The 23,782-nt window shown below is 71.3% G+C and carries 13 protein-coding genes and 1 pseudogene; 13 read left to right on the forward strand and 1 reads right to left on the reverse strand.

The features are described from left to right. Nucleotides 1–212: 212 nt before the first annotated feature. The gene (locus tag FHR66_RS01260; RefSeq protein ID WP_160970266.1) at nt 213–2,834 is read right to left on the reverse strand and encodes a methyl-accepting chemotaxis protein; all 2,622 of its coding nucleotides are present in this window, start codon (nt 2,832–2,834) and stop codon (nt 213–215) included. A 113-nt stretch (nt 2,835–2,947) separates the two neighbouring features. Here FHR66_RS01260 and FHR66_RS01265 point away from each other — a divergent pair, with 113 nt between their 5' ends. From FHR66_RS01265 to xpsN, 13 genes and pseudogenes are all read left to right on the forward strand, one after another. Then, on the forward strand, nt 2,948–4,090 hold the full coding sequence (locus FHR66_RS01265) for a hypothetical protein (RefSeq protein WP_456361719.1): 1,143 nt from the start codon (nt 2,948–2,950) through the stop codon (nt 4,088–4,090). 1,051 nt (nt 4,091–5,141) lie between these two features. Continuing rightward, on the forward strand, nt 5,142–12,128 hold the full coding sequence (locus FHR66_RS01270; RefSeq protein WP_167087278.1) for an ESPR-type extended signal peptide-containing protein: 6,987 nt from the start codon (nt 5,142–5,144) through the stop codon (nt 12,126–12,128). 156 nt (nt 12,129–12,284) lie between these two features. Continuing rightward, entirely contained in the window at nt 12,285–14,180 is a 1,896-nt protein-coding gene (locus tag FHR66_RS01275; protein ID WP_160970270.1) for a S8 family peptidase, read from the forward strand. A 281-nt stretch (nt 14,181–14,461) separates the two neighbouring features. After that, complete coding sequence (gene gspE, locus FHR66_RS01280) at nt 14,462–16,192, forward strand: type II secretion system ATPase GspE (protein WP_160970272.1); 1,731 nt, start codon at nt 14,462–14,464, stop codon at nt 16,190–16,192. Nucleotides 16,193–16,313: 121 nt separating this feature from the next. Next, nucleotides 16,314–17,528 carry a type II secretion system protein XpsF gene (gene xpsF / locus FHR66_RS01285; RefSeq protein ID WP_160970274.1) on the forward strand — a complete coding sequence of 405 codons (1,215 nt, stop codon included), beginning with the start codon at nt 16,314–16,316 and terminating at the stop codon, nt 17,526–17,528. Nucleotides 17,529–18,202: 674 nt separating this feature from the next. Next, a complete protein-coding gene (gene gspG / locus FHR66_RS01290; RefSeq protein WP_048492274.1) occupies nt 18,203–18,640 on the forward strand; it encodes a type II secretion system major pseudopilin GspG in 438 nt (145 codons plus the stop codon). Nucleotides 18,641–18,718: 78 nt separating this feature from the next. Beyond that, nucleotides 18,719–19,168 (forward strand): type II secretion system protein XpsH, encoded by a 450-nt coding sequence (gene xpsH / locus FHR66_RS01295; RefSeq protein WP_039726527.1) that lies wholly within the window; start codon nt 18,719–18,721, stop codon nt 19,166–19,168. Then, entirely contained in the window at nt 19,165–19,581 is a 417-nt protein-coding gene (gene xpsI, locus FHR66_RS01300; protein ID WP_160970278.1) for a type II secretion system protein XpsI, read from the forward strand. Before xpsH ends, xpsI begins: the two co-directional genes overlap by 4 nt. Beyond that, nucleotides 19,578–20,231 carry a type II secretion system protein J gene (locus FHR66_RS01305; protein ID WP_160970280.1) on the forward strand — a complete coding sequence of 218 codons (654 nt, stop codon included), beginning with the start codon at nt 19,578–19,580 and terminating at the stop codon, nt 20,229–20,231. Before xpsI ends, FHR66_RS01305 begins: the two co-directional genes overlap by 4 nt. Beyond that, complete coding sequence (locus tag FHR66_RS01310; protein WP_160970282.1) at nt 20,228–21,085, forward strand: type II secretion system minor pseudopilin; 858 nt, start codon at nt 20,228–20,230, stop codon at nt 21,083–21,085. The genes FHR66_RS01305 and FHR66_RS01310 overlap by 4 nt, the downstream gene beginning before the upstream one ends. Further along, nucleotides 21,082–22,206, forward strand: coding sequence for a PilN domain-containing protein (locus FHR66_RS01315; protein ID WP_160970284.1), 1,125 nt, complete (start codon nt 21,082–21,084; stop codon nt 22,204–22,206). The genes FHR66_RS01310 and FHR66_RS01315 overlap by 4 nt, the downstream gene beginning before the upstream one ends. After that, nucleotides 22,187–22,822: pseudogene (gspM, locus tag FHR66_RS01320) on the forward strand (type II secretion system protein GspM); the annotation flags it as partial. The gene FHR66_RS01315 and the pseudogene gspM, both read left to right, overlap by 20 nt. Nucleotides 22,823–22,997: 175 nt before the next feature. Next, on the forward strand, nt 22,998–23,777 hold the full coding sequence (gene xpsN, locus FHR66_RS01325; protein WP_167087280.1) for a type II secretion system protein XpsN: 780 nt from the start codon (nt 22,998–23,000) through the stop codon (nt 23,775–23,777). The last annotated feature ends 5 nt before the right edge of the window (nt 23,778–23,782 follow it).

Consider the following 23,782-nt stretch of genomic DNA (forward strand, 5'->3'; position numbering starts at 1 on the left):
GCTGGAGACATCAGGCCTTGTTCGAGGGACGCGGTGCCGATCGGGGCGCCGCCTCTGTGCCTTCAGCACCCAGGTGCGACGCGACGCGATGCGGGCAGGCGATGGCGCATCGCGCGCGCTGCGTCCGCCTGGCCGACAGGCCGGCCGCGTAGTGCCTGGCCAGGCCAGGCACTGTTGGACCATGCGGGCGCCGACCGCGCGCCGCGCCTGTTTCAGAACTCCTTCCAACTGCTGTCGCTGTCGGGCGTGGTCACGACAGCGCGCAACCGGGACGCGGCAGGGCGGCCGGCCGTCGGACGCTTGGCTGGCGGTGCCGTCGGGCCTGGAACCGCCTGCCGCGCGGCCGCATGCGCGGCATCGAGCTTGAACACCGCCACCGCTTCGGTGAGCTGCACCGCCTGGTCCTCGAGCGAGCGCGCGGCGGCGGTGGCTTCTTCCACCAGCGCGGCGTTCTGCTGGGTGGTCTCGTCCATGTTGGTGATGGTCTGGTTGACCTGGGCGATGCCGGCCGACTGTTCCTGCGACGCTGCGGAAATCTCGCCCATGATGTCGGTGACCCGCTGCACGCTGGCCACCACCTCGCTCATGGTCGCGCCGGCGCTGTGCACCAGGGTGGAGCCTTCGGCCACGCGCTGCACCGAGTCTTCGATCAGGTCCTTGATCTCCTTGGCCGCGCCGGAGGAGCGCTGCGCGAGCATGCGCACTTCCGAGGCCACGACCGCGAAGCCGCGGCCCTGTTCGCCGGCACGCGCCGCTTCCACCGCCGCGTTCAAGGCCAGGATGTTGGTCTGGAACGCGATGCCGTCGATCACGGAGATGATGTCGGCGATCTTCCTGGACGAGGCTTCGATGCCGCGCATGGTCTCCACGACCTGGTCCACCACCTGCCCACCCTGCGCGGCCACGCCGGCCGCGCCGATGGCGAGCTGATTGGCCTGACGCGCGCCGTCCGCATTCTGCTTGACGGTGGAGGTGAGTTCTTCCATCGAGGCGGCGGTTTCTTCCAGGTTGGCGGCCTGCTGCTCGGTGCGCTGCGACAGGTCCTGGTTGCCGGCGGCGATCTCGCTGGCGGCACCCTTGATCGATGCGGCCGAGGTCTGGATGCTGCCGACGATCTGCGCCAGCTGGCTGGCCGTGGCATTGGCGTCGTCGCGCATCTGCGCGAACACGCCGCGGAACTCGCCGTTCATGCGCACGGTGAGGTCGCCGGTGGCGATCGCCTGCAGCAACCGCGACACCTCCGCCAGGTTGGTGTCGGTGGTCTGCATCAGGTTGTTCAACCCTTCCACCATCCCGCGGAAATCGTGGTCGAACGCCTGCGCATCGCCGCGGGTGGCGAAGTTGCCGGCCGCGGCGGCCTGCGCCAGGGCGAGGATCTGCCGGTTGATCGCCTGCAGATTGCGCTTGGTCGCCGCCATCGCATCGCTGAGCGCCGCCTTCTCGCCGGGCAAGGCGCGCATGTCGGGCTGCATATCGCCCACGGCGTAGCGCGACATGACCGCCACCAACTCGCGCTGCACCTGCACATGCGCATCGACCAGGTCGTTGGTGCCGGCCACCATGCGGCCGTACTCGCCGGGGAAGCGCGCCGCATCCATGCGATAGCTCATCTCGCCGGCGTCGTGCCGGCTGGCCATGTCGTCCTGCGCTTCGATCACCGCGCGCAGCTGCGCCTGCATGCTGCCCATCGACTGCAGCAGCTGCCCCATTTCGTCCATGCGGCGCGGTTCGATGCGGCTGTTCAGTTCGCCCGAGGACACTGCCGCGGAGACCTTGACCGCCTCGGCAAGCGGCGCCAGCACCTGCCGCCGCAGCAGCAGGTACAGCGACACGCCCAGCAACGCGGCCGAGAACAGCCCCACCGCCAGGATGACCCACAGCAAGGTGCGGGCCTGCGCCATCACGTGGTGCTTGGGCACCATGATGCCGAGCGCGAATACCTGCGGCGCCTGGCCCAGGCGCATCGGCACGAACACGCGCAACCAGTCCTCTCCGGCCACCATGGCCTCGTCGCTGCTGATCTGTCCCGCGCGCACGTTTGCCAGCATGGCCTGGGTGCCGGCGTCGGACAGCGTCTTGCCCACCTGCTTGGCATCGGCGCTGGCCATCACCGCGCCGGTCGGCGACAGCAGCATCGCCTGGCCCACGTCCAGCGGATGCAGCGACGCCACGCGTTTCTGCAGCGCATCCAGCGACATGGTGATGTTGACCGTGCCCAGGAACTTGTCGCCGTCCATCACCGGCGTGCTCAAGGTGGTCATCAGCGTGTCGACGCCGGCCACCGGGTAGTAGTAGGGCTCGATCACCACCGGCGCGTGGCTGTTGCGCGCCGCGAGGTACCAGTCGCCCTCGCCGGGCTTGTCGTAGCTGTGCAGCGCCTCGCGCACTAGCTCGCCCTTCTGGTACGACCAGTACACCATGAAGCGCCCGGTCGCATCGTGGAAGGGCGCGTCGACATTGGCGGCATCGTGTCCATCGAATGCGTTCGGCTCCCATAGCGTGCTGATGCCCAGCCAGCGCTTGTGAAGACGCAGTTGCTCATGCAGCACGGCGGCGGCCGAGTCCCGGCTCACGCCGTTGGCGCCGCGCTGGATGCGAAAGGTGTTGGCCAGGGTCGCGCCGGCGTCGAAGGCCGAACCGATGTCCGAGGAGATCTCGCTCGCCTCGTGGCGCGCCGCTTCGCGCAGCATGGCATGCGACGCGTCGAGCAAGGCATGGCTGCTGCGCCAATAGGTGATGGCGGCGGTCATGCCGAAACACAGCAGGGCGATGATGCCGGTGCCGATCATCAAACGACTGGCGACGCTGTGACGGCGGACGAGGGTCCTGCTCATTGCTGCTCCCGTTGTGGATGATGGGCGACCCTGCTGGGCACACCGCTGCGCTGAGGTATCGACGTCCCCGCGCCAAACTTGATCTCCGTTTTCATGCTCATGCTGGGCCTGCCGTGGCCGATACTGGTCTGGCGACAACCACCAGGGAGGCGGTCACGCTCATGTCCTTTCGTTCCGGGCTTTTATTCGTGCTGGCCGCTGCCTTAAGCGGTCATGTATGCGCACAGGACACTCAGAACACCGAGACCTACTTCAAGCTCGGCGGAGCGGTCCGTTTCAACTACGGCTGGCTGGATTACGGCCCCACGCATGGCCTCGATCTGGAACTGCTGCGGGTCGACCTGAATGCGGGAGACGGTCCGTTCTTCGTCTCTGCGCAACAGCGTTGGTACGACGGATTCAATGCGGTGCATCATGCGTTCGTGGGCTGGAACGTCGACGATCGCACGGTGCTGAAGGCCGGCATCCAGCAGGTGCCGTTCGGCCTGTTGCCGACTGCCTCCAACAGTTTCTGGTTCGGGTCCGGCTACTACCTCGGCATCGAAGACGATTACGACCCGGGCGTGGTACTCATGCGCACCAACGGCAACGACACCGTGCACGTCGGCTGGTTCTCGGGCGACGAATACGGTGACGGTGCGCGCACGGCGCGCTATTCGTTCGATGTCGCCGAGACGGCGCGCTATCCCTATCGCGAATACCATCGGCTGAATGTGCGCTACGAACACCGCGTCGACCTGGCACACGGCAGCCTCCTGCTTGGCGCGTCGGCGTTTTCCGGGCAGATACTCGATGTCGAGGATCGCCGCCGCTACGGGCATCGCGCCGCGGCGCTGCACGCGCAGTGGAGCAGCGGCGGCTGGACCAGCCAGGTGCAGTGGGCGCGCTATCGCTACGCGGTCCCGAGCGATCGCATCGCGATGTCGGCGTTCCTTGCGCCGTTCGAGATCGCCGCCGAAGCCGATGTCCCCACCGCCAACATCGCGTATTCGTTCGGCAAGGGGCGCTGGCTGGACGACGTGACCTGCTACAACAACTTCAGCATGACCCTGCCCACCCACGATCGGCCCGACCTGCGTTCGTCCTCGCAGAACGTCACCGGGTGCAGCATCAAGAAGGGCGTCATGCTGACCTATCTGGACTGGATCGCCGGCAGGAACATGTGGTTCGCAGGCGGCGACGGTATCGCGATCGACGACGGCGACCGGTCCAGGTGGCACTCGCGGTTCAACCTCAACATCGGGTTCTACTTCTAGCGGGTGCTGTGTTGCGTTCTTGGGAGAGAAGAAGACCTTCCGGCTTCGATCCACGTCGTTGATGTGGCACGTGCCATCTGATGGCGGAGCAGCGAGCCTGGTGTCTTGCGCGGAATTTTCGCCACGCTTGCCACACATGGACGATGCCCGACCCGAGCTGCGGCGAACGACGTCGCGGCTGCCGAGCGCAAACAAGGCCGGCCGCTGGGCACGCGCTGCGACGCGTGTGCTGTCCCGTCCGCATGTGTCGGAGCGGGCGGCACCGCAGCTGCCGACGCGGGAATTGCCCAGGCTGGCCACTGCGCCTGAGGGACCGCATGCAGTCGTTTTGTGCGCGAGGAGATTCCTCGATGCAGCCTGCCCGCCTGTGCTGAGGGGGTCTGGTCGCGGCTGAGGCCGCTCCTGCAAAAGCGTTGCGCGTCTGACCATCTCTCTCGGCTGATCGCCGTGGCGACGCCCCTGCATGCCTGCGCCGTGCGCAAACCAACACCGTCCTGCCGAACGATCCGCGGCTCCCGAGCTGGGACCGAATCACGGCCATGCGTCCAGGTCCCCCTCGCGCGCTCTCGGGGGCCGCATTTCGCGCAATCGACTCCATCCGCGTCCGTCTGGTGCGGCCTTCGGCATGCGTCGGCGGTCCGAGGGCGCACTTACCACCTTTTTGCGTCAAGTCCTTGACAGAAAAAGAAATCGCCGGAAAGGCGGCATGTCAAGAATGGCAAGGTGCGTGCCGAAAAATTGACGTGACCTGATTGTTTTCATTGATATTTGTCGAAAAATTAACGAAACCAGGCTGAATTCGCGGCTTTTGTCACGACCTGTGTCTCATCAAGTCAAAAACTTGACGTAATTCCGAAGCCGAGTTAACACTCGAGTCAGTTCCGCATTCCACCTCGGTTCATCTACAGCTCCGAGCAGCGACAGGCGTGAGCCTCTCGCGTCCCGGTAAGGGACGTGCGGCACCAAAAAACCGACAGGGGGTCGGCCGGCCGGAACGCCGGGCGAGGGTGGCTTTTTGACCAAAACCAGCCGAATTGAGGAGCAGTCGTCGATGAATCGGATTTATCGCAAGGTCTGGAACAACGCACTGGGGATGTGGGTCGTGGCATCGGAACTGGCCAGCGGCGATGCGCGCGGCGCCGTCGTCCGCGACCGCCGCGCCGCACGCGCACACGGCCTGGCCCTGGCCGGCGCGATCGCCCTGGCGCTGGGCGCGGGCGCCCTTCCCACCAGCGCCCAGGCGCAGGCCCTGCAGATCGGCGACAACGCCAGCGCCAGCGGCGACTACGCCACCGCGGTCGGTGCAGAGAGCAACGCCAGCGGCGCGCAGAGCACCGCGACCGGCGCGGCCAGCAATGCCAGCGGCGACGGCAGCGTGGCCAGCGGCACGCTCAGCGAAGCCAGCGGCGTGGAGGCCAGCGCGCTCGGCTACTACAGCACCGCCAGCGGCGATGGCGCGACCGCGCTCGGCGCCGAGAGCATCGCCTCCGGCGCCGCCAGCGCCGCGGTCGGCGTGGCGGCCGACGCGACGGGCGAGTACGCCACCGCGGTCGGCGGCTTCTCCAGCGCCAGCGGCTTCAACAGCACCGCGCTGGGCAACAGCGCGGTCGCGCAAGGCCGCAACAGCGTGGCGCTGGGCGCCGATGCGGTGGCCGACCGCGACGACAGCGTCTCGGTCGGCAAGGCCGGCAACGAACGCCAGATCACCCACGTGGCCGCCGGCACCGAGGCCACCGACGCGGTCAACGTGGCGCAGCTGGACGCGGTCAAGCAGACCGCCGACACCACCGCCAAGTACTTCCAGTCCAGCGGCAGCGACGCCAGCGATGCTGGCGCCTACGTCGAGGGCGCCAATGCGATCGCCGCCGGCGAAGGCGCCAACGCCATCGGCAACGGCGCCAGCGCGCTCGGCAGCGGCGCCACCACCCTGGGCGGCAATGCCACCGCGGTCGGCAGCAACGCCACCGCCGTCGGCGCCTCGGCGACCGCGGTCGGCGGTGCGCTGTCGATCGTCGACGAGAACGGCCAGGTGCAGCTGGAAGGCACCACCACCGCGGCCGAGCAGGGCGCCAGCGCGTTCGGCGCTGGCGCGCAGGCCAATGGTGCGTTCTCCACCGCACTGGGCACGGCGGCGCGCGCCGACGGCCTGCAGAGCACCGCCACCGGCTTTTCCGCCGCGGCCACCGGGCTGGCCGCGACCGCCAACGGTGGCTTCAGCCAGGCCGGTGGCGACTTCGCTTCCGCGGTCGGCTACGGCGCCAACGCCAGCGGCGGCAACGCCGTGGCGCTGGGCTATTCGAGCCTGGCCAGCGGCGCGTCCAGTACCGCTGTCGGTGGCAGCGTGCTCGGCCTGTTCACCACCGAGGCGCAGGGCGAGGGCGGCAGCGCATTCGGCGCCGGTGCCTGGGCCAACGGCGCGTTCTCCACCTCGGTCGGCTGGCTGAGTTCGGCCGACGGCGCCTCCAGCGCCGCGTTCGGCGCCGCGTCCTGGGCGCAGGCCGACGATTCCACCGCGCTGGGCTACGGCGCCAAGGCCGCCGCCAGCGGCAGCGTCGCGCTTGGCCAGGGCACGGTCGCCGATCGCGCCAATACCGTCTCGGTCGGCACTGCCGGCAAGGAGCGGCAGATCGCCAACGTCGCCGCCGGCACCGAGGGCACCGATGCGGTCAACGTGGCGCAACTGGACGCGGTGAAGCAGGCCGCGGCCACCACCGGCAAGTACTTCCAGGCCAGCGGCAGTGCCAGCAGCGATGCCGGCGCCTACGTCGAAGGCGACGACGCGCTGGCCGCTGGCGAGGCCGCCAATGCCATCGGCAACGGCAGCACCGCGCTCGGCGCCGGCGCCGATGCGCTCAACAACGGGGCGACCGCAGTGGGCAGCGGCGCGGTCGCGGCCGGGCAGAACAGCGCCGCCTTCGGCACCAATGCGCAGGCCACCGGGCCGGCGGCGGTGGCGGTCGGAGGCGTGGCGGTGGACGCCAACGGCGAGCCGCTGATCACCAAGAGCGGGGTGGCGGTGGACACCGGCGCCACCAGCGCCGGGGTCGGCGGCACCGCGCTTGGCGCCAGCGCCGACGCCAGCGGTTTCGCCGCTTCGGCGGTGGGCGTGGGCGCCTACGCCGGCGGTGCGCAGGCGGCGGCCTTCGGCGCAGTGGCCAATGCCACCGGCGATTACGCCACGGCGGTCGGCACGCAGAGCGCGGCCACCGGCACCAGCAGCGTCGCGGTCGGCGGTCCGGCCGACCTGATCCCGGGTCTGGGCCTGTTCGTGCAGACCCAGGCCAGCGGCACCAATGCGGCCGCGTTCGGCGCCGGTGCCATCGCTTCGGGCAACTACGCCACCGCCAACGGCAGCATGACCGAAGCCTCGGGCCTGCAGAGCACCGCGCTGGGCTACTTCGCCTATGCGCCGGGCGCCTTCGCCAGCGCGCTGGGCGCGCAGTCCTGGGCCAGCGGCGCCAACAGCACCGCGGTCGGCTACTACAGCACCGCGCTGGCCGCCGACAGCGTGGCGCTGGGCGCCAACGCGGTGGCGCGCCGGGCCAATACGGTCTCGGTCGGTGATGCCGGCAGCGAGCGGCAGGTCGTCAACGTCGCCGCGGGCACGCAGTCCACCGATGCGGTCAACCTTGCGCAGCTGGATGCGGTGCGCGCCACCGCCGAAGACACCTCCAAGTTCTTCGCGCACGGCGGCGGCGCGGTCGGCGCCTATGCCGACGGCGAGGGCGCGCTGGCCGCCGGCGATGCGGCCAATGCCTACGGCAGCGGCGCGGCGGCGTTCGGTAGCGGCGCGGCAGCGATGGGCGACGACGCGGTGGCGCTGGGCAACGGCAGCAGCGCCAGTGGCACCGGCGGCACCGCGATCGGCGGCCGCGGCCAGGCCTACGACCAGTACAACCAGCCGATCGTCGATGCCGACGGCAAGCCGGTGCTGGTCGGCGCCAATGCGGGCGAGAACGCCACCGCACTCGGTGCGGGCGCGCAGGCCACCGGCAGCGTCGCCACCGCCACCGGCTACGGTGCGCAGGCCACCGGCGACCACAGTACCGCCGGCGGCTACAAGGCGCGCGCGACCGGCAACTACAGCCTGGCGCAGGGCGACAACGCCTGGGCCAGCGGCGAGGACGCCAGTGCGGTCGGCGCCTACGCCTGGGCCACTGCCGACGGCGCGTCGGCGTTCGGTGCCTCGGCCTGGGCCACCGGCGCCAATGCCTCGGCGTTCGGTACCGGTGCATGGGCCAGCGGCAGCGGCGCCACCTCGATCGGCTTCAACAGCTGGGCGCCGGGTCTGAGCGCCACCGCGGTCGGCCGCGGCGCCTTCGGTTACGGCAACTACAGCGTGGCGATGGGCTTCCAGGCGCTGGGCAATCAGGTCAACACCATCGCCATCGGCACCAACACCGTGGCCGATGCGGAAAGCGCGATCAGCCTCGGCGCCGGCAGCGAGGCCACCGCCGCCAATGCGGTGGCGCTGGGTGCCGGGGCGGTTGCCGACCGCGCCTACAGCGTGTCGGTGGGCAGTGCCGGGCAGGAACGGCAGATCACCAACGTCGCCGCTGGCACCGAAGCCACCGACGCGGTCAACGTCGCGCAGCTGGATGCGGTGAAGCAGGCGGCGGCGACGACCAGCAAGTACTTCCAGGCCAGCGGCAGCGCCGACAGCGATGCCGGTGCGCTGGTCGACGGCGACAACGCGCTGGCCGCCGGCGAGGCGGCCAACGCCACCGGCGACGGTGCCACCGCGCTCGGCGGCGGCGCCAATGCCGTGGCCGCCGGGGCGACCGCGATCGGCTTCAACGCCGTGTCCAGCGGCGTCGACGCGGTTGCGCTGGGCAACACCAGCCAGGCGTCGGGCGAGAACAGCATCGCCATCGGCAGCAACGCCCAGGCGAGTGAGATCGGCGCCACCGCCACCGGTGCCGGTGCGCAGGCCAGCGGCACCTACGCCACTGCCACCGGCAACGAAGCGGTGGCCTCGGACAACCAGGCCACGGCGACCGGCTTCCGCAGCACCGCCTCGGGCACCGGCGGCACCGCGCTGGGCGGCTACAGCGAGGCCACCGGCTACCTGTCCTCGGCACTGGGCTATGGCGCGCTGGCGTCCGGCAGCTACGGCACCGCGGTCGGCGTGTCCTCCACCGCCTCCGGCAGCGGCAGCGTGGCCGTGGGCGAGTACAGCGTGGCCTCCGGCGAGGAGAGCGTGGCGGTCGGCGGCACCTCGTTCTTCGGTCTGATCCCGGCCGAGGCCTCGGGCGCCAACAGCGCGGCGTTCGGCGCCGGCGCCGGCGCCACCGCGGACTTCAGCAGTGCGCTCGGCAGCCTCAGCTACGCCAGCGCCGACAGCGCCAGCGCGTTCGGCTACGGCGCGTACGCGTCCGGTGTCAACAGCGTGGCCCTGGGTGCGAACTCCGAGGCGGCGCGCGACAACACCGTCTCCGTTGGCAGCGCCGGCAAGGAGCGGCAGATCACCAGCGTCGCCGCCGGTACCGAGGCCACCGATGCGGTGAACGTCGCCCAGCTCGACGCGGTGAAGCAGTCCGCGGATGCCACCGGCAAGCAGTTCAAGGCCAGCGGCGGCAGCGATCCGGCCGACGATGTCGGCAGCTACGTGGAAGGCAATTACGCCACCGCCGCCGGCGAGGCCAGCAATGCCTACGGCACCGGCGCCTCGGCGTTCGGCAGCGGTGCGCTGGCCGGTGCCCGCTACGCCACCGCGTCCGGCTACAACGCCACGGCCACCGGCGAATCCAGCACCGCGATCGGCGGCTCGCTGTACTACACCGATGCGTCCGGCAACGTGCTGCTCGACGGCACCACCACCGCCAGCGCCGCCGGCGCCACCGCGCTGGGCGCGGGGGCGCAGGCCAGCGGCACGTTCAGCAGCGCCAGCGGCGCCGGTGCCATCGCCAGCGGACTGCAGGCCACCGCCGATGGCTACAAGGCTGCCGCCAGCAGCGACTACGGCACCGCGGTCGGTGCCTTCAGCGCCGCCAGCGGCACCCGCACCAGCGCGTTCGGCTACGGTGCGGCGGCGGCAGGCAACTACGCCTCGGCACTGGGGTGGGGCAGCACCGCGTCCGGTGCCTATGCGTCGGCGCTGGGCAATAGCGCCCGCGCCACCGGCGAAGATGCGACCGCGCTCGGTGCCTCGGCCTGGGCCACGGCGGCGCAGACCACCTCGGTCGGCCAGTTCGCCTGGGCCACGGCGCAAGGCGGCACCGCGATCGGCCAGAACGCCTTCGCCTTCGGCGGCACCAATGCCACGGCGCTTGGCATCAACGCGTCGGCCAGCGGCGCCGGCAGCGTCGCCCTGGGCTCGGGCGCGCGCACCAGCGAAGCCAACGTGGTGTCGGTGGGTGGCGGCAACGGGGTCAGCGCACCGGCGACGCGCCGCATCACCAATGTCGGTGCCGCGGTCAACGCCAACGATGCGGTGAACAAGGCGCAGCTGGACGCGGTGGCCACCGCCGCCGGCGACACCAGTGCGCGCTTCCAGAGTTCCGGCACCGCGGTGGCCAGCGCCAGTGGCGTGGACAGCACCGCGGCCGGTGCCGGCGCTATCGCCAGCGGCCTGCGCAGTTCCGCGCTGGGCGTGGGCAGCGTCGCCGCCGGCGCCGGTGCCACCGCCAACGGTGCCGGCAGCTCGGCGACCGGTGCGCGCAGCACCGCGATCGGCTTGCAGACCAATGCGATCGGCGAGAACGGCGTGGCGATGGGCTACAACAGCTTCGTCCGCAACAGCGGCAGCAACGGCGTCGCGCTCGGCGCCAATGCCGGCGTCTCGGCGGACAACGCAGTCGCGCTCGGCGCCGGCTCGCGCGTGTACGAGGCCGACACCGTGTCGCTGGGCAGCGGCAACGGCCGCGGCGGCCCGGCCACCCGGCGCATCGTCAACCTGACCGCCGGCAGCCTTGCCGCCGGCAGCACGGAGGCGATCAACGGCGGGCAGCTGTACCAGTCGCTGAGCAACATGGCCACGTTCCTGGGCGGCGGTGCCGGGCTCGGTGCGCAAGGCCTGTTCGTGGCGCCGACCTACGTGATCCAGGGTGCCAGCTACAACAACGTCGGCGCGGCGCTGGCAGCGCTGGATGGCAAGGTCAGCGAACTGGATGCGCGCAGCGGCGGCAGCGCCACCGCGGCACGCAGCGCACGCATGGTCGGTACCAGTGCGGTGGCCGTGCAGGCCGAGGCTGCGCCTGCGGCGTCGGCAGCGACGGCTGCCACTGCAGCAGCGGCGACGCCGGTGTCCGGAAGCATCGGCACCGCGCAGGTCGGCGAAAACGTGGCGGTGGCCTCCAGTGCCACGGCGGTGGGGACCGCCGCGCGCGCCAACGACGTCACCGGCACCGCCATCGGCGGCAGCGCCTACGCGCATGGTCCCAACGACACCGCGATCGGCAGCAATGCCAAGGTCAACGCCGACGGCAGCACCGCGGTGGGCGCCAACAGCCATATCGCGGCGGTGGCGACCAATGCGGTGGCGATGGGCGAGGGCGCCAGCGTCAGCGCGGCTTCGGGCACCGCCCTCGGCCAGGGCGCCAGCGCCACGGCGCAGGGTGCGGTCGCGTTGGGGCAGGGTTCGGTGGCCGATCGTGCGCAGACGGTCTCGATCGGCAGCGCCGGCAACGAGCGCCAGCTCGCCAACGTCGCCGCCGGCACCCAGGCTACCGATGCGGTCAACAAGAGCCAGCTCGACAACGGCGTGGCTACCGCCAAGTCGTACACCGATGCGCGCTTCGGCACCATGGCCGACAGCTTCGAGGTGCTGCGCGGCGACGTCGATGCGCGGTTGCGCGACCAGGACCGCCGCATCGACCGCCAGGGCGCGATGAGCGCGGCCATGCTCAACATGGCCACCAGCGCCGCCGGCATCCGCACCCAGAACCGGGTCGGCGCCGGCATCGGCTTCCAGAACGGCGAGTCGGCGCTGTCGGTGGGCTACCAGCGTGCCTTCAGTGATCGCGCCACCGTGACCATCGGCGGTGCGTTCAGCAGCGACGACAGCTCCATCGGCATCGGTGCCGGTTTCGGCTGGTGATCCATCGCGGACGGCGGCGCGTGCCGCCGTCCGCCACGCAATGGCCTGAGGGGGCAGACCACAGGACCTTGGCTGGGCCGGCCAACGGATTCGGTAGAGGGAGTTTTACGGCCGCAACTGTCGCCTGATCCACGAAACTTTGAAGAGGACGTCAACGTGATCGACAAGCAAAACCTTCGTATCAATGCCATCGCCGCCGCCATGCTGGCGATGTCACTGGGAGCCTCGAGCGCGATCGCGGCCAGCGCTTCGGCGCCGCTGCCGGTCAAGGAACCGGGCACGTCCGCGCCGGCCGATGCGGTGACCTCCAACCGCATCCTGGTGCGCTACAACGCCGGCACCGCCGCGGCCAGCGACCGCAGCGCCAAGCTGTCGACCGTGCAGTCGGCGGTGGGCCGCGCCAGCCTCGGCGGCGGCAACGGCATCTCGCGCGCGGCCGCGGCCAGCGTGCGCGCCGAGTACGTGCGCACCCTGGGCATCGGCGCGGACCTGATCCGCCTGACCGGCAAGCTGAGCAAGGCCGACCTGGACAAGGTGGTGGCGGAGATCGCCGCCGACCCGACGGTGAAGTACGCGCAGGTCGACGCCAAGCTGCGCCCGGTCGATGTGCTGCGGGCCGCCTCGCAGGTGCAGCCGCAGCTGGTGCCCAACGATCCGCTGTACGCGCAGTACCAGTGGCACTACAGCAACGCCACCGGTGGCATCAACCTGCCGGCCGCGTGGGATGTGTCCAAGGGCGACGGCGTGGTGGTCGCGGTGCTCGATACCGGCATCCTGCCGAACCACCCGGACGTGGCGGTGAACCTGCTGCAGGGCTACGACTTCATCTCCGACGCGGCGACCTCGCGGCGTCCGACCGACGCCCGCGTGCCGGGCGCGCTGGACTACGGCGACTGGGTGGAGAACGACAACGAGTGCTACGCCGGCTCGGTGGCCGAGGACAGCTCCTGGCACGGCAGCCACGTCGCCGGCACCGTCGCCGAAGCCACCAACAACGGCATCGGCATGGCCGGCGTGGCGCCCAACGCCACCGTGCTGCCGGTGCGCGTGCTCGGCAAGTGCGGCGGCTACACCTCCGACATCGCCGACGCCATCATCTGGGCCTCCGGCGGCACCGTGTCCGGCGTGCCGGCCAACCAGAACCCGGCCGAGGTCATCAACATGAGCCTGGGCGGCGGCGGCGCTTGCGACAGCGCCACCCAGGAGGCGATCAACGGTGCGGTGTCGCGCGGTACCACCGTGGTGGTGGCCGCCGGCAACAGCACCGCCAATGCCGCCAACTTCAGCCCGGCCAGCTGCGACAACGTGATCGCGGTCGGCGCCACCCGCATCACCGGCGGCATCACCTACTACTCCAACTACGGCGCCAAGGTGGACCTGTCCGGTCCGGGCGGCGGCGGCAGCGTCGACGGCAACCCGGGCGGCTACATCTGGCAGAACGGGTACAACGGTGCGACCACGCCCACCTCCGGCAGCTACACCTACATGGGCCTGGGCGGCACCTCGATGGCCTCGCCGCACGTGGCCGCGGTCGGTGCGCTGGTGCAGAGCGCGCTGATCGCCGCGGGCAAGGCACCGCTGACCCCGGCGGCGCTGGAGACCCTGCTCAAGCAGACCGCGCGTCCGTTCCCGGTGTCGATCCCGTCCAGCACCCCGATCGGCACCGGCATCGTCGACGCCAAGGCCGCCCTGGCCAAGGCGCTGGAAGAACCGTGCGATCCGGCCACCGAGCAGTGCGCGCCGCCGGCGACCGCGCTGACCAACAAGGTGGCGGTGGCGGGCCTCGCCGGTGCCGCGGGCAACGAGGTGCTGTACAGCTTCGAGGCCAAGGCCGGTGCGGTGCTGAGCTTCCTCACCTACGGCGGCAGCGGCAACGTGTCGCTGTATGTCAGCTTCGGCAAGGAGCCGGGTACCGGCAACGCCGACGCCAAGTCGACCCGTCCGGGCAACAACGAGACGGTGCGCTTCACTGCGCCGCAGGCCGGCACCTACTACATCAAGCTGGTCGGCGAGAGCGCCTACAACGGCGTGAGCCTGGTCGCGCGCCAGTAAGCGCACGCGGCGCAGGGAAGCGCCATGCGGTTCCAGGAAACCCGGCTGCGGCCGGGTTTCCTGCGTCTGGGGGGCAGCGCCGTGCGGCCTGCTCCGCGGTCGCCATGGTGCGCTACGCAATTTATCAGCATGTCCTGCCAGGATGTCAGGCCGATGACCGCGACGGGCCTGCCTGCACCCGCTTCCTGGCCGCCCGGTAGACAGCGGCAGGGGAGCGGGTCGGATTCGGCGTCGGGTCATGCCGAACTGCTAAAGTCGCACGGTCATCTGGGAGGGATCGCGTGAATGCGCTCGTGAAGGACACTGTCGTCGCCGTGGAGACGCCCGAAACCCGCATCATCGCGGCGTTGCTGGCCAAGGGCCGGCTCAAGGACGGCGACCTGGCGCGCGCGCGGCAGTTGCAGCGCGAATCCGGCGGCAGCCTGCTGGCGCTGCTGGCGCGCCTGGGCCTGGTCTCCGAGCGCGACCACGCCGAACTCAGCGCCGAGGTCCTGGGCCTGCCGCTGCTCGATGCCAAGCAATTGCCGGCCACCGCGCCGGAGAGCCTGCCCGAGGCGCAGCCGCTGTCGCTGCGCTTCCTCAAGCAGTTCCATGTGTGCCCGCTGGGCGAGCGCGACGGCGTGCTGGAACTGTGGATGGCCGATCCGCACGACGCCTATGCCGCCGACGCGGTGCGCCTGGCCACCGGCCTGCAGGTGCTGCCGCGGGTCGGCCTGCGCTCGGAGATCGACGACCTGATCGAGCGCTGGTTCGGCCAGGGCCGCAGCGCGATGGGCGCGATCGTGGAAACCGCCGACGGCGACAGCGTCGCCGCCGACGACATCGAACACCTGCGCGACCTGGCCTCCGAAGCGCCGGTGATCCGTCTGGTCAACCTGGTGATCCAGCGTGCGGTGGAACTGCGCGCCTCGGACATCCACATCGAACCGTTCGAGAGCCGGCTGAAGGTGCGCTACCGCGTCGACGGCGTGCTGATCGACGGCGAGAGCCCGCCGGCCAATCTGACCGCGGCGGTGATCAGCCGCGTCAAGATCATGGCCAAGCTCAACATCGCCGAGCGCCGCCTGCCGCAGGACGGCCGCATCATGCTGCGGGTGCAGGGCAAGGAACTGGACCTGCGCGTGAGCACCGTGCCCACTGCGCACGGCGAGAGTGTGGTGATGCGCCTGCTCGACCGCGAAACCGTGGTGTTCGACTTCCACCGGCTCGGCTTCACCGACGCGTTCCTGCCGCAGTTCCGCAAGGTGCTGGAGCAGCCGCACGGCATCCTGCTGGTCACCGGCCCCACCGGCTCGGGCAAGACCACCACGCTGTACACCGCGCTGAGCCAGCTCAACACCGCCGACGTCAAGATCATCACCGTCGAAGACCCGGTCGAATACCAGATCGAGGGCATCAACCAGATCCAGGCCAAGCCGCAGATCGGCCTGGATTTCTCGCATGCGCTGCGCAGCATCGTGCGCCAGGACCCGGACATCATCATGATCGGCGAAATGCGCGACCTGGAGACGGCGCGCATCGCCATCCAGTCCGCGCTGACCGGCCACCTGGTGCTGTCCACCCTGCACACCAACAACGCCGCCGGCGGCATCACCCGCCTGCTCGACATGGGCGTGGAGGACTACCTGCTGACCTCCACCATCAACGGCATCCTCGCCCAGCGCCTGGTGCGGCGGCTGGAGCCGACCCACGCCGAGCGCTACGCGGCCTCGCCGGAGGAGATCGAGAAGTTCGAACTGCGCCGGCTGCAGCCGGAAGGCGAGATCTTCCTGTACCGCCCGCGGCCCTCGGCGATCGCGCCGACCGGCTACGTCGGCCGCACCACGATCATGGAATTCCTGGTGATGAACGACGTGCTGCGGCGCGCGGTGATGCGTCACGCCGGCATGGGCGAGATCGAGCAGCTGGCGCGCGAGGCCGGCATGCGCACCATGTACGAGGACGGCCTGTCCAAGGCGCTCAGCGGCCAGACCACGATCGAGGAAGTGTTGCGCGTGACGGAGGAAACCTGATGTCGCTGCCGCGCAGGTCCGTCGCACCCGCATGCTCGTTCGGCGCGTCGCGTCGGCGCGCGCGCGATGCGGCATTGCTGTTTTCCGGGTCCCGGGTCCCGGGTCTCGGGTCCCGCGTCTGATGCCGCTCTATCGCTATAAGGCCCTGGACTCGCACGGCGAGGTCCTGGAAGGGCAGATGGAAGCCGCCAGCGAGGCGGAAGTGGCGCTGCGCCTGCAGGAGCAGGGGCACATGCCGATGCAGGCCCGGCTCGCCGCCGAGGGCGGCGGCACTTCGCTGCGCGGGCTGTTCCGGCCCAAGCCGTTCGACGGCGCGGCGCTGGTGCAGTTCACCCAGCAACTGGCGACCCTGCTCGGCGCCGGCCAGCCGCTGGACCGCGCGCTGTCGATCCTGCTCGAACTGCCCGAGGACGAACGTTCCAAGCGCACCGTCGGCGACATCCGCGACGCGGTGCGCGGCGGCGCGCCGCTGTCCACCGCGCTGGAGCGCCAGCACGGGCTGTTCTCGCGCCTGTACATCAACATGGTGCGCGCCGGCGAGGCCGGCGGCAGCCTGCACGACACCCTGCAGCGCCTGGCCGAGTACCTGGAGCGCAGCCGCGAACTGCGCGGACGGGTGATCAACGCGCTGATCTACCCGGCGATCCTGGTCAGCGTGGTCGGCTGCGCGCTGCTGTTCCTGCTCGGCTACGTGGTGCCGCAGTTCGCGCAGATGTACGAGAGCCTGGACGTGGCGCTGCCGTGGTTCACCCAGGCGGTGCTGAGCGTGGGCCTGTTCGTGCGCGACTGGTGGATCGTGCTGCTGGTGGTGCCCGGGGTGACCCTCCTGGCGGTGGACCGCAAGCGCCGCGACCCCGCATTCCGCGCCAGTTTCGACGCCTGGCTGCTGCGCCAGCGCTTCGTCGGCGTGCTGATTTCGCGACTGGAGACGGCGCGCCTGACCCGCACCCTCGGCACCCTGCTGCGCAACGGCGTGCCGCTGCTGGCGGCGCTTGGCATCTCCCGCAACGTGCTGTCGAACCTGGCGCTGACGGCGGATGTCGGCGCCGCCGCCGACGACGTCAAGAACGGCCACGGGCTGTCGGCGTCGCTGTCCAAGGGCAAGCGCTTCCCGCGCCTGGCGCTGCAGATGATCCAGGTCGGCGAGGAATCGGGCGCGCTCGACATCATGCTGCTGAAGACCGCCGATACCTTCGAGCAGGAGACCGCCCAGGCCATCGACCGCCTGCTGGCGGCGATGGTGCCGGCGATCACCCTGGTCCTGGCCTCGGTGGTCGGCCTGGTGATCATCTCCGTCCTCGTCCCCCTCTACGACCTCACCAATGCGATTGGGTGAGGCCATGCGCTTGCGAACCACCGGTTCGCGCATGGCCGAACGCCCGGCCATGGATGGCCGGGCCGGTCTATCCGGAGCCGGCAATGCGACGCCATGGACGGCAGCGGCCTTGCCTGGTGCGTCCGCGCGGCGCGCCATGGCGCATGTGGCGCCGAACGCCCGGCCAGGGATGGCCGGGCCGGTGGTTCCGGCGCCCGTGATGTTGCGCCATGGATGGCCGCGCGTGCGTCTGGCGCAGCGGCCGAATGAATCGAAGGAGGCCATGCGCTTGCGAACCACCGGTTCGCGCATGGCCGAACGCCCGGCCATGGATGGCCGGGCCGGTCTATCCGGAGCCGGCACTGCGACGCCATGGACGGCAGCGGCCTTGCCTGGTGCGTCCGCGCGGTGCGCCATGGTGCATGTGGCGCCGAACGCCCGGCCACGGCCGGGCCTCGGGCGGCCCTCGCGGACTGTGACGCCGCGCGTTTCCGGCCGGGAACCTTCCGCCGCCGTCCCTGTCCCATTGCCAGCGGCGCCGCGCATGCCGGCCGCGGTCGCGCGTGCGCGCGGCACGGATCCTCCGCCGCCAGGTGTGACGGCGTGCGTGACGCGCCGCTGTACCGCCGGCCGGCGCCGGCTGCCATCGTCACCGTGTTCGGCTACATAGGTCTTCCACCGCAAGGATCCATGCAATGCGCACTCTCCGCCGCTCCCTCACCCGTTCCCCGTCCGCCGCACGCCAGGCGGGCATGAGCCTGCTGGAAATCATCATCGTCATCGTGCTGATCGGCGCGGTGCTGACCCTGGTCGGCAGCCGCGTGCTCGGCGGTGCCGATCGCGGCAAGGCCAACCTGGCCAAGTCGCAGATCCAGACCATGGCCGGCAAGATCGACAACTACCAGCTCGATACCGGCAAGCTGCCGTCCAAGCTCGACGACCTGGTCACCGCGCCGGGCGGCGTCAGCGGCTGGCTCGGCCCGTACGCCAAGCCGGCGGAACTGAACGACCCCTGGGGCCACCCGATCGAGTACAAGGTGCCCGGCGAAGGCCGTCCGTTCGACCTGATCAGCCTGGGCAAGGACGGCCAGCCCGGCGGCAGCAGTTACGACGCCGACATCAAGTACGAGTGATCCGGCGCCGTGATCCGGGCCCCTGCCGGCGCGCTGCGCTTCGGCGCGCCGGCGTGCGCGCCGGCTGCGCGTGCGCGCATGCGCGGCGTGTCGCTGCTGGAGATGCTGCTGGTGGTGGGCCTGATCGCGATCGCCGCGCTGCTGGCGGCCTCGGTGCTGACCGGCGGCATCGACGGCATGCGCCTGCGCTCGGCGGCCAAGGAGATCGCCTCGCAACTGCGCTACACCCGCACCCAGGCGATCGCCAGCGGCCAGCCGCAGCGCTTCCTGATCGATCCGCAGGCGCACCGCTGGCAGGCGCCCAACGGCCGCCACGGCGAGATCCCGCCCTCGCTGACGATTCGCTTCACCGGTGCGCGCCAGGCGCAGCGCCGCGACGGCGAGGGCGCGATCCAGTTCTTCGAGGACGGCGCCTCCACCGGCGGGCGCATCGACCTGCAGGCGCGCCAGGCGCGCTGGCGCGTGGATGTGACCTGGCTGACCGGCGAGGTCACGGTCGGGCGTGCACCGGACCAGGCGGGCCCATGAACCGCCAGCGCGGCTACACCCTGATCGAGGTGATCGTGGCGTTCGCGCTGTTGGCGCTGGCGCTGACCCTGCTGTTGGGCTCGCTGTCCGGTGCCGCGCGCCAGGTGCAGCGCGCCGACCAACTGAGCCGCGCCACCCTGTATGCGCAATCGCTGCTGGCGGCGCAGGGCGTGGAGCAGCCGCTGCAGCCGGGGCGCAGCCAGGGCACGCTGGACGAGGGCCGCTACCGCTGGACCCTGGACGTGGCGCCCTACGCCGACCCGCGGCGGCCGCCCGATGCCGCGGTGACGCCCGGCGCGCCGACCTTGCTGCAATTGACCCTGCAGGTGCGCTGGGGCGATACGCCGGCGCAGGCACTGCAGTGGAGGACCCTGCGCCTGGTCGCCCCGCAAGGCAACGGGGTGCCGCAATGAACGCGCGCGCGCCGCACCGCGCCACTGCGCGCGGCTTCACCCTGATCGAAGTGCTGCTGGCCACGGTGCTGCTGGTCGGCGGCCTGACCCTGGCCTTCGCCACGCTGCGCTCGGCGATGGCGATCAGCGGCCGCGGCGAAGCGATCGCCGGGCGCAGCGAACGCATGCGCGCGGTCGAGGGTTTCCTGCGCCGGCGCCTGAGCGGCGCGCAGTCGCTGCCACTGGACATCGACACCCATACCCTGCAGCCGGTGCGCTTCGTCGGCGAACCGCAGCGCATGCAGTTCGTCGCCGATCTGCCCGAGTACCTCGGCCGCGGCGGTCCCTATCTGCACGACCTGCGGGTCAGCGGCGACGGCGATCATCGGCAACTGGCGATCGCGCTGGTGCAGGTGCAGGCCGGCAAGCAACTGGCCGAGACCCCGCCGCGTCCACCCGAGCCGCTGGCGCGCGACCTGCGCGAGGTGCGCTTCCGCTATCGCGGCCTGGACCCGGAGCGCGGCACCATCGGCCCCTGGCAGGAGCGCTGGGAGCGCACCGACACGCTGCCGCTGCTGGTCTCGATCGAACTGCGCAGCGGCGACGGCACGGCATGGCCGCCGCTGGTGGTGGCGCTGCGCCAGGCCGGCGGCGCGGAGATGCGGCAATGAGCGCGGCACGTCGCGACCGCGGCGCCGCCCTGGTGCTGGTGCTGTGGCTGATCGCGCTGCTGACCGCGTTGATCGGCGCCTTCGCGCTGACCGCGCGTACCGAGAACCTGCAAGGCAAGGTGCTCGGCGACGGCGCCGAGGCGCAGGAGCGCGCGCGCGCCGGCCTGGAATACGCGCTGACCCGGCTCGCTGGCACGCCCACCCAGCCGGGCTGGCGCGCCGACGGGCGGCGCTACCGCTGGCAGTACGAAGGCGCCACGGTCGACCTGCGGGTCACCGACGAGAGCGGCAAGGTCGATTTGAACATGGCCGATGCACAGCTGCTGGCGGCGCTGGTGCGCGCGGTCGGCGAGGATCCGCAGCGTGCCGAGCGCATCGCCGCGGCGATCGTGGACTGGCGCGACCCGGACAACCTGACCCAGCCCAACGGCGCCGAGGACCCGGACTATGCCGCGGCCGGCCTGCCCTACGGCGCCAAGGACGCGCCGTTCGAGAGCCTGGCCGAGCTGCAGTTGGTACTGGGGATGGACCCGGAGCTATACGCCAAGCTGCTGCCCAACCTGACCCTGTACGGTGGGGTGTCGCGGCCGACGCCGGACTTCGCGCCGGGGCCGGTGCTGACCGCGCTCGGCCTGGACGCGCAGCAGGTGCTGGCGCAGCGCGAACGCACCGACCAGACCCAGCTCGGCATGGTCGGCATGGGCGGTGGCGGCACCTACAGCATCGAAAGCCGGGCGCGGCTGGGCAATGGCCGCGAGGGCGTGCTGCGTGCGGTGGTGCGCCCAGGCTCGTCGGCGCTGCCGGGCTCCGCCTACACTGTGTTGCGTTGGGAAGAAGGAACGACGGTGCGATGACGGCGTGGCGCGACACGATGGACAAACTTGGCGTACGCATCGCCCCCGGTGCGGGCGGGCTGCTGGCCTGGTGGCAGCGCTCGCTGATGGCGTGGCTGCCGCCGCGCTGGCAGCTGCAACTGGGCTGGTCGCAGGCGCGGCTGCTGCTGTGGCGCGAGGGCGAGCAGCTGATGCTGGCGCGGCAGGTCGAGTCCGAACTGGGCGCGCCGCTGGCGCTGCCGTGGCCGCTGCTGCCCGACGAACTGGAGGCATTGCTGGGGCCGCGCCTGGCGGCGTTGCCGCGGGTGTGGCTGTTGCCGGCCGAGGCGGCGCTGCAGCGCCGGTTACGGCTGCCGGCGGCGGCCGCCGAGCACCTGCGCGAGGTGGTGAAGTTCGAGATCGACCGGCAGACCCCGTTCCAGGCCGACCAAGTGATCTACGACGTGCGCGCCGAGGGCCGCCGCGACGACGCCCAGCTCGACGCCGAACTGGTGGTGGCACCGCGCCGCGTGCTGGACGACCTGCAGGCCAGCGCTGGCGCGCTGCGCCCGACCCTGGCCGGCATCGACGTCGCCGGCAGCGATGGCGCGCCGCTGGGGGTGAACCTGCTGCCGCAGGAACAGCGCCACCGCCGCGCCGACCCGATGCGGCGCTGGAACGCGATCCTCGCCGTCACCGCGTTGCTGGCGCTGTGCGCGGCCGGCTGGCAACTGCTGGACAACCGCCGCGACGCGCTGGAGCACCTGCGCACGCAGGTGGACAACGGCGCGCAGCGTGCGCGCGCGGTCGCCGCGCAGCGCCAGCAACTGATCGACCTAGTCGAAGGTGCCGCATTCTTCGACCAGTTGCGCGCCGAGCGCCCGGCCTCGGTGGAGGTCTGGAACGAACTGAGCAAGCGCCTGCCGGAGGGCACCTATCTGGAGAAGTTCTCGATCGAGGGCAACCAGTTGCAGTTGATCGGCCTCAGCAGCGAAGCCTCGTCGCTGGTCGGGCGCCTGGAAGGCTCGCCGCTGTGGCGTACGCCGTCGCTGACCGGCGTACTGCAGGCCGACCCGGGCAGCCACCGCGACCGTTTCACCCTTACCGCCGAACTGGCCGGGACCAAGCGCAAGGAGGCCGCCGATGCCGGTGCAGGTCGATAAGCGCGACCGCTGGCTGGCGCTGGGGCTGCTGCTGGCGGCGCTGGCGCTGGGCTACCTGGTGCTAGTGCACCCGTGGTGGACCGTGCCGATGCGCGAGGTCGATACGCAGATCCAGGAACTGCGCCAGCGCGAACTGCGCGTGCGCATGCAGCTGCAGCAGGCGCCGCAGGTGGCGCAACGGCTGCAGCAGGCGCAGCGCGAACTGGCCACGCGCCCGGGCTTCCTGCGCGAGACCTCGGCCGAGCTGGCCTCGGCCGGCCTGGTGCAGCGCCTGGAAAGCGCGGTGGCCACGGCCAGCCCCGGCAACCGCAGCTGCGCGATCAGCAACCGCTCGCCGCTGGCCGCCGACAATCGCAGCGACCGCTTCACCCGCGTCGCGGTGCAGGTGCGCCTGCGCTGCGGCACGCCGGAACTGGCCGCCGTGCTGCATGCGCTGGAGAGCGGCACGCCGGCGCTGTTCGTCGACAACCTCAACGTGATGGCGCAGCGCTACCAGCTCTCGCCGGGCGAGAGCGGCAACGGCCTGGACGTGGCTTTCGAACTGGCCGGCTACCTGCGTCCCAACGCGATGCCGGCGCCGCCGGCGTCCGCCACGCCGGACCCGGCTGCAGCGGCGGCACCCGCCGCGGCCACGCCGGTGATGAACGCTGGCGGTTCCGCCGGTGCCGGGCCGAGCGAGCCGGCTGCCGCGCCAGCGCCGCAGGCCGCGCCCAGCGCGACCAACCTGCCGGGCACGCCTGGCGCCGCGAATGCCGCCCCGGCGGACCTGCCGCAACAGGTGGAGGGCCGCCATGCGAATTGAAGCGATGGGCCTGCGCACCGTGTGGCTGGGCACGCTGGCGCTGTGGGGTCTGTTGGTCTGGGCCTTGGGCCTGGGCGGGCTCGGCGAGCGCGTAGCGCCCCTGCCCGACGATCCGTCCATGCTGCAGCGGCTGCCGGGCCTGCCCGCGGCGAGCACGCAGCGCCTGGGCGATTTCTCCCAGTACGGGGAGATCGCCGCGCGCCCGGTGTTCGCCGAGGACCGCCGCCCGCATCCGTTCTTCCTCAGCGCCGACAGCGGCCAGTCCGCCGCGCCCAACGTGCGCCTGACCGGCGTGCTGCTCACCGACGGCTTCAAGATGGCGACGCTGACCACCGAGCAGGGCGAATCGCTGCGCTTGCAGGAAGGCGGCGCCGCGGTGCAGGGCTGGCGGCTGCTGTCGTTGGCGCCGCGCCAGGCCACGGTCAGCGGTAGCGGCGGCACCCAGACCCTGGAGTTGAAGGTGTTCGACGGCAAGGGCGGGCAACCGCCGACCGTGCTCGGCCAGGCCGGGCGCACGGCTGCCGGGCAAGGGCAGATGCCGCCGCCTGCGTCCGCGCCCAACGGCCAGTCCAGCGCCACCGCGCCGCGCCCGCCGACCCAGTCCGCCCCCAACCCGGTGCCGAACCAGGCACCGACCCCGAGCGCACCCGCGCCGTCGTCGCCGGCTCCCTCGTCGGAGCAGCTGCAGGCCATCCGCGAGCGGATCGAAGCGCGGCGCCGGCAATTGCAGCAACAGCGCCAGAACAACCCCTCAGGTCAGAACCCTTGAAGAGT

The organism is Xanthomonas sp. F4 (genome assembly GCF_011761895.1).

Coding starts and splice junctions, on each gene's coding strand:
- gspG (WP_048492274.1), top strand. CDS start 18,203: ATGCGCACTCTCCGCCGCTCCCTCACCCGTTCCCCGTCCGCCGCACGC.
- FHR66_RS01260 (WP_160970266.1), bottom strand. CDS start 2,834: ATGAGCAGGACCCTCGTCCGCCGTCACAGCGTCGCCAGTCGTTTGATG.
- xpsI (WP_160970278.1), top strand. CDS start 19,165: ATGAACCGCCAGCGCGGCTACACCCTGATCGAGGTGATCGTGGCGTTC.
- xpsF (WP_160970274.1), top strand. CDS start 16,314: ATGCCGCTCTATCGCTATAAGGCCCTGGACTCGCACGGCGAGGTCCTG.
- FHR66_RS01310 (WP_160970282.1), top strand. CDS start 20,228: ATGAGCGCGGCACGTCGCGACCGCGGCGCCGCCCTGGTGCTGGTGCTG.
- FHR66_RS01270 (WP_167087278.1), top strand. CDS start 5,142: ATGAATCGGATTTATCGCAAGGTCTGGAACAACGCACTGGGGATGTGG.
- FHR66_RS01315 (WP_160970284.1), top strand. CDS start 21,082: ATGACGGCGTGGCGCGACACGATGGACAAACTTGGCGTACGCATCGCC.
- xpsH (WP_039726527.1), top strand. CDS start 18,719: ATGCGCGGCGTGTCGCTGCTGGAGATGCTGCTGGTGGTGGGCCTGATC.
- FHR66_RS01305 (WP_160970280.1), top strand. CDS start 19,578: ATGAACGCGCGCGCGCCGCACCGCGCCACTGCGCGCGGCTTCACCCTG.
- xpsN (WP_167087280.1), top strand. CDS start 22,998: ATGCGAATTGAAGCGATGGGCCTGCGCACCGTGTGGCTGGGCACGCTG.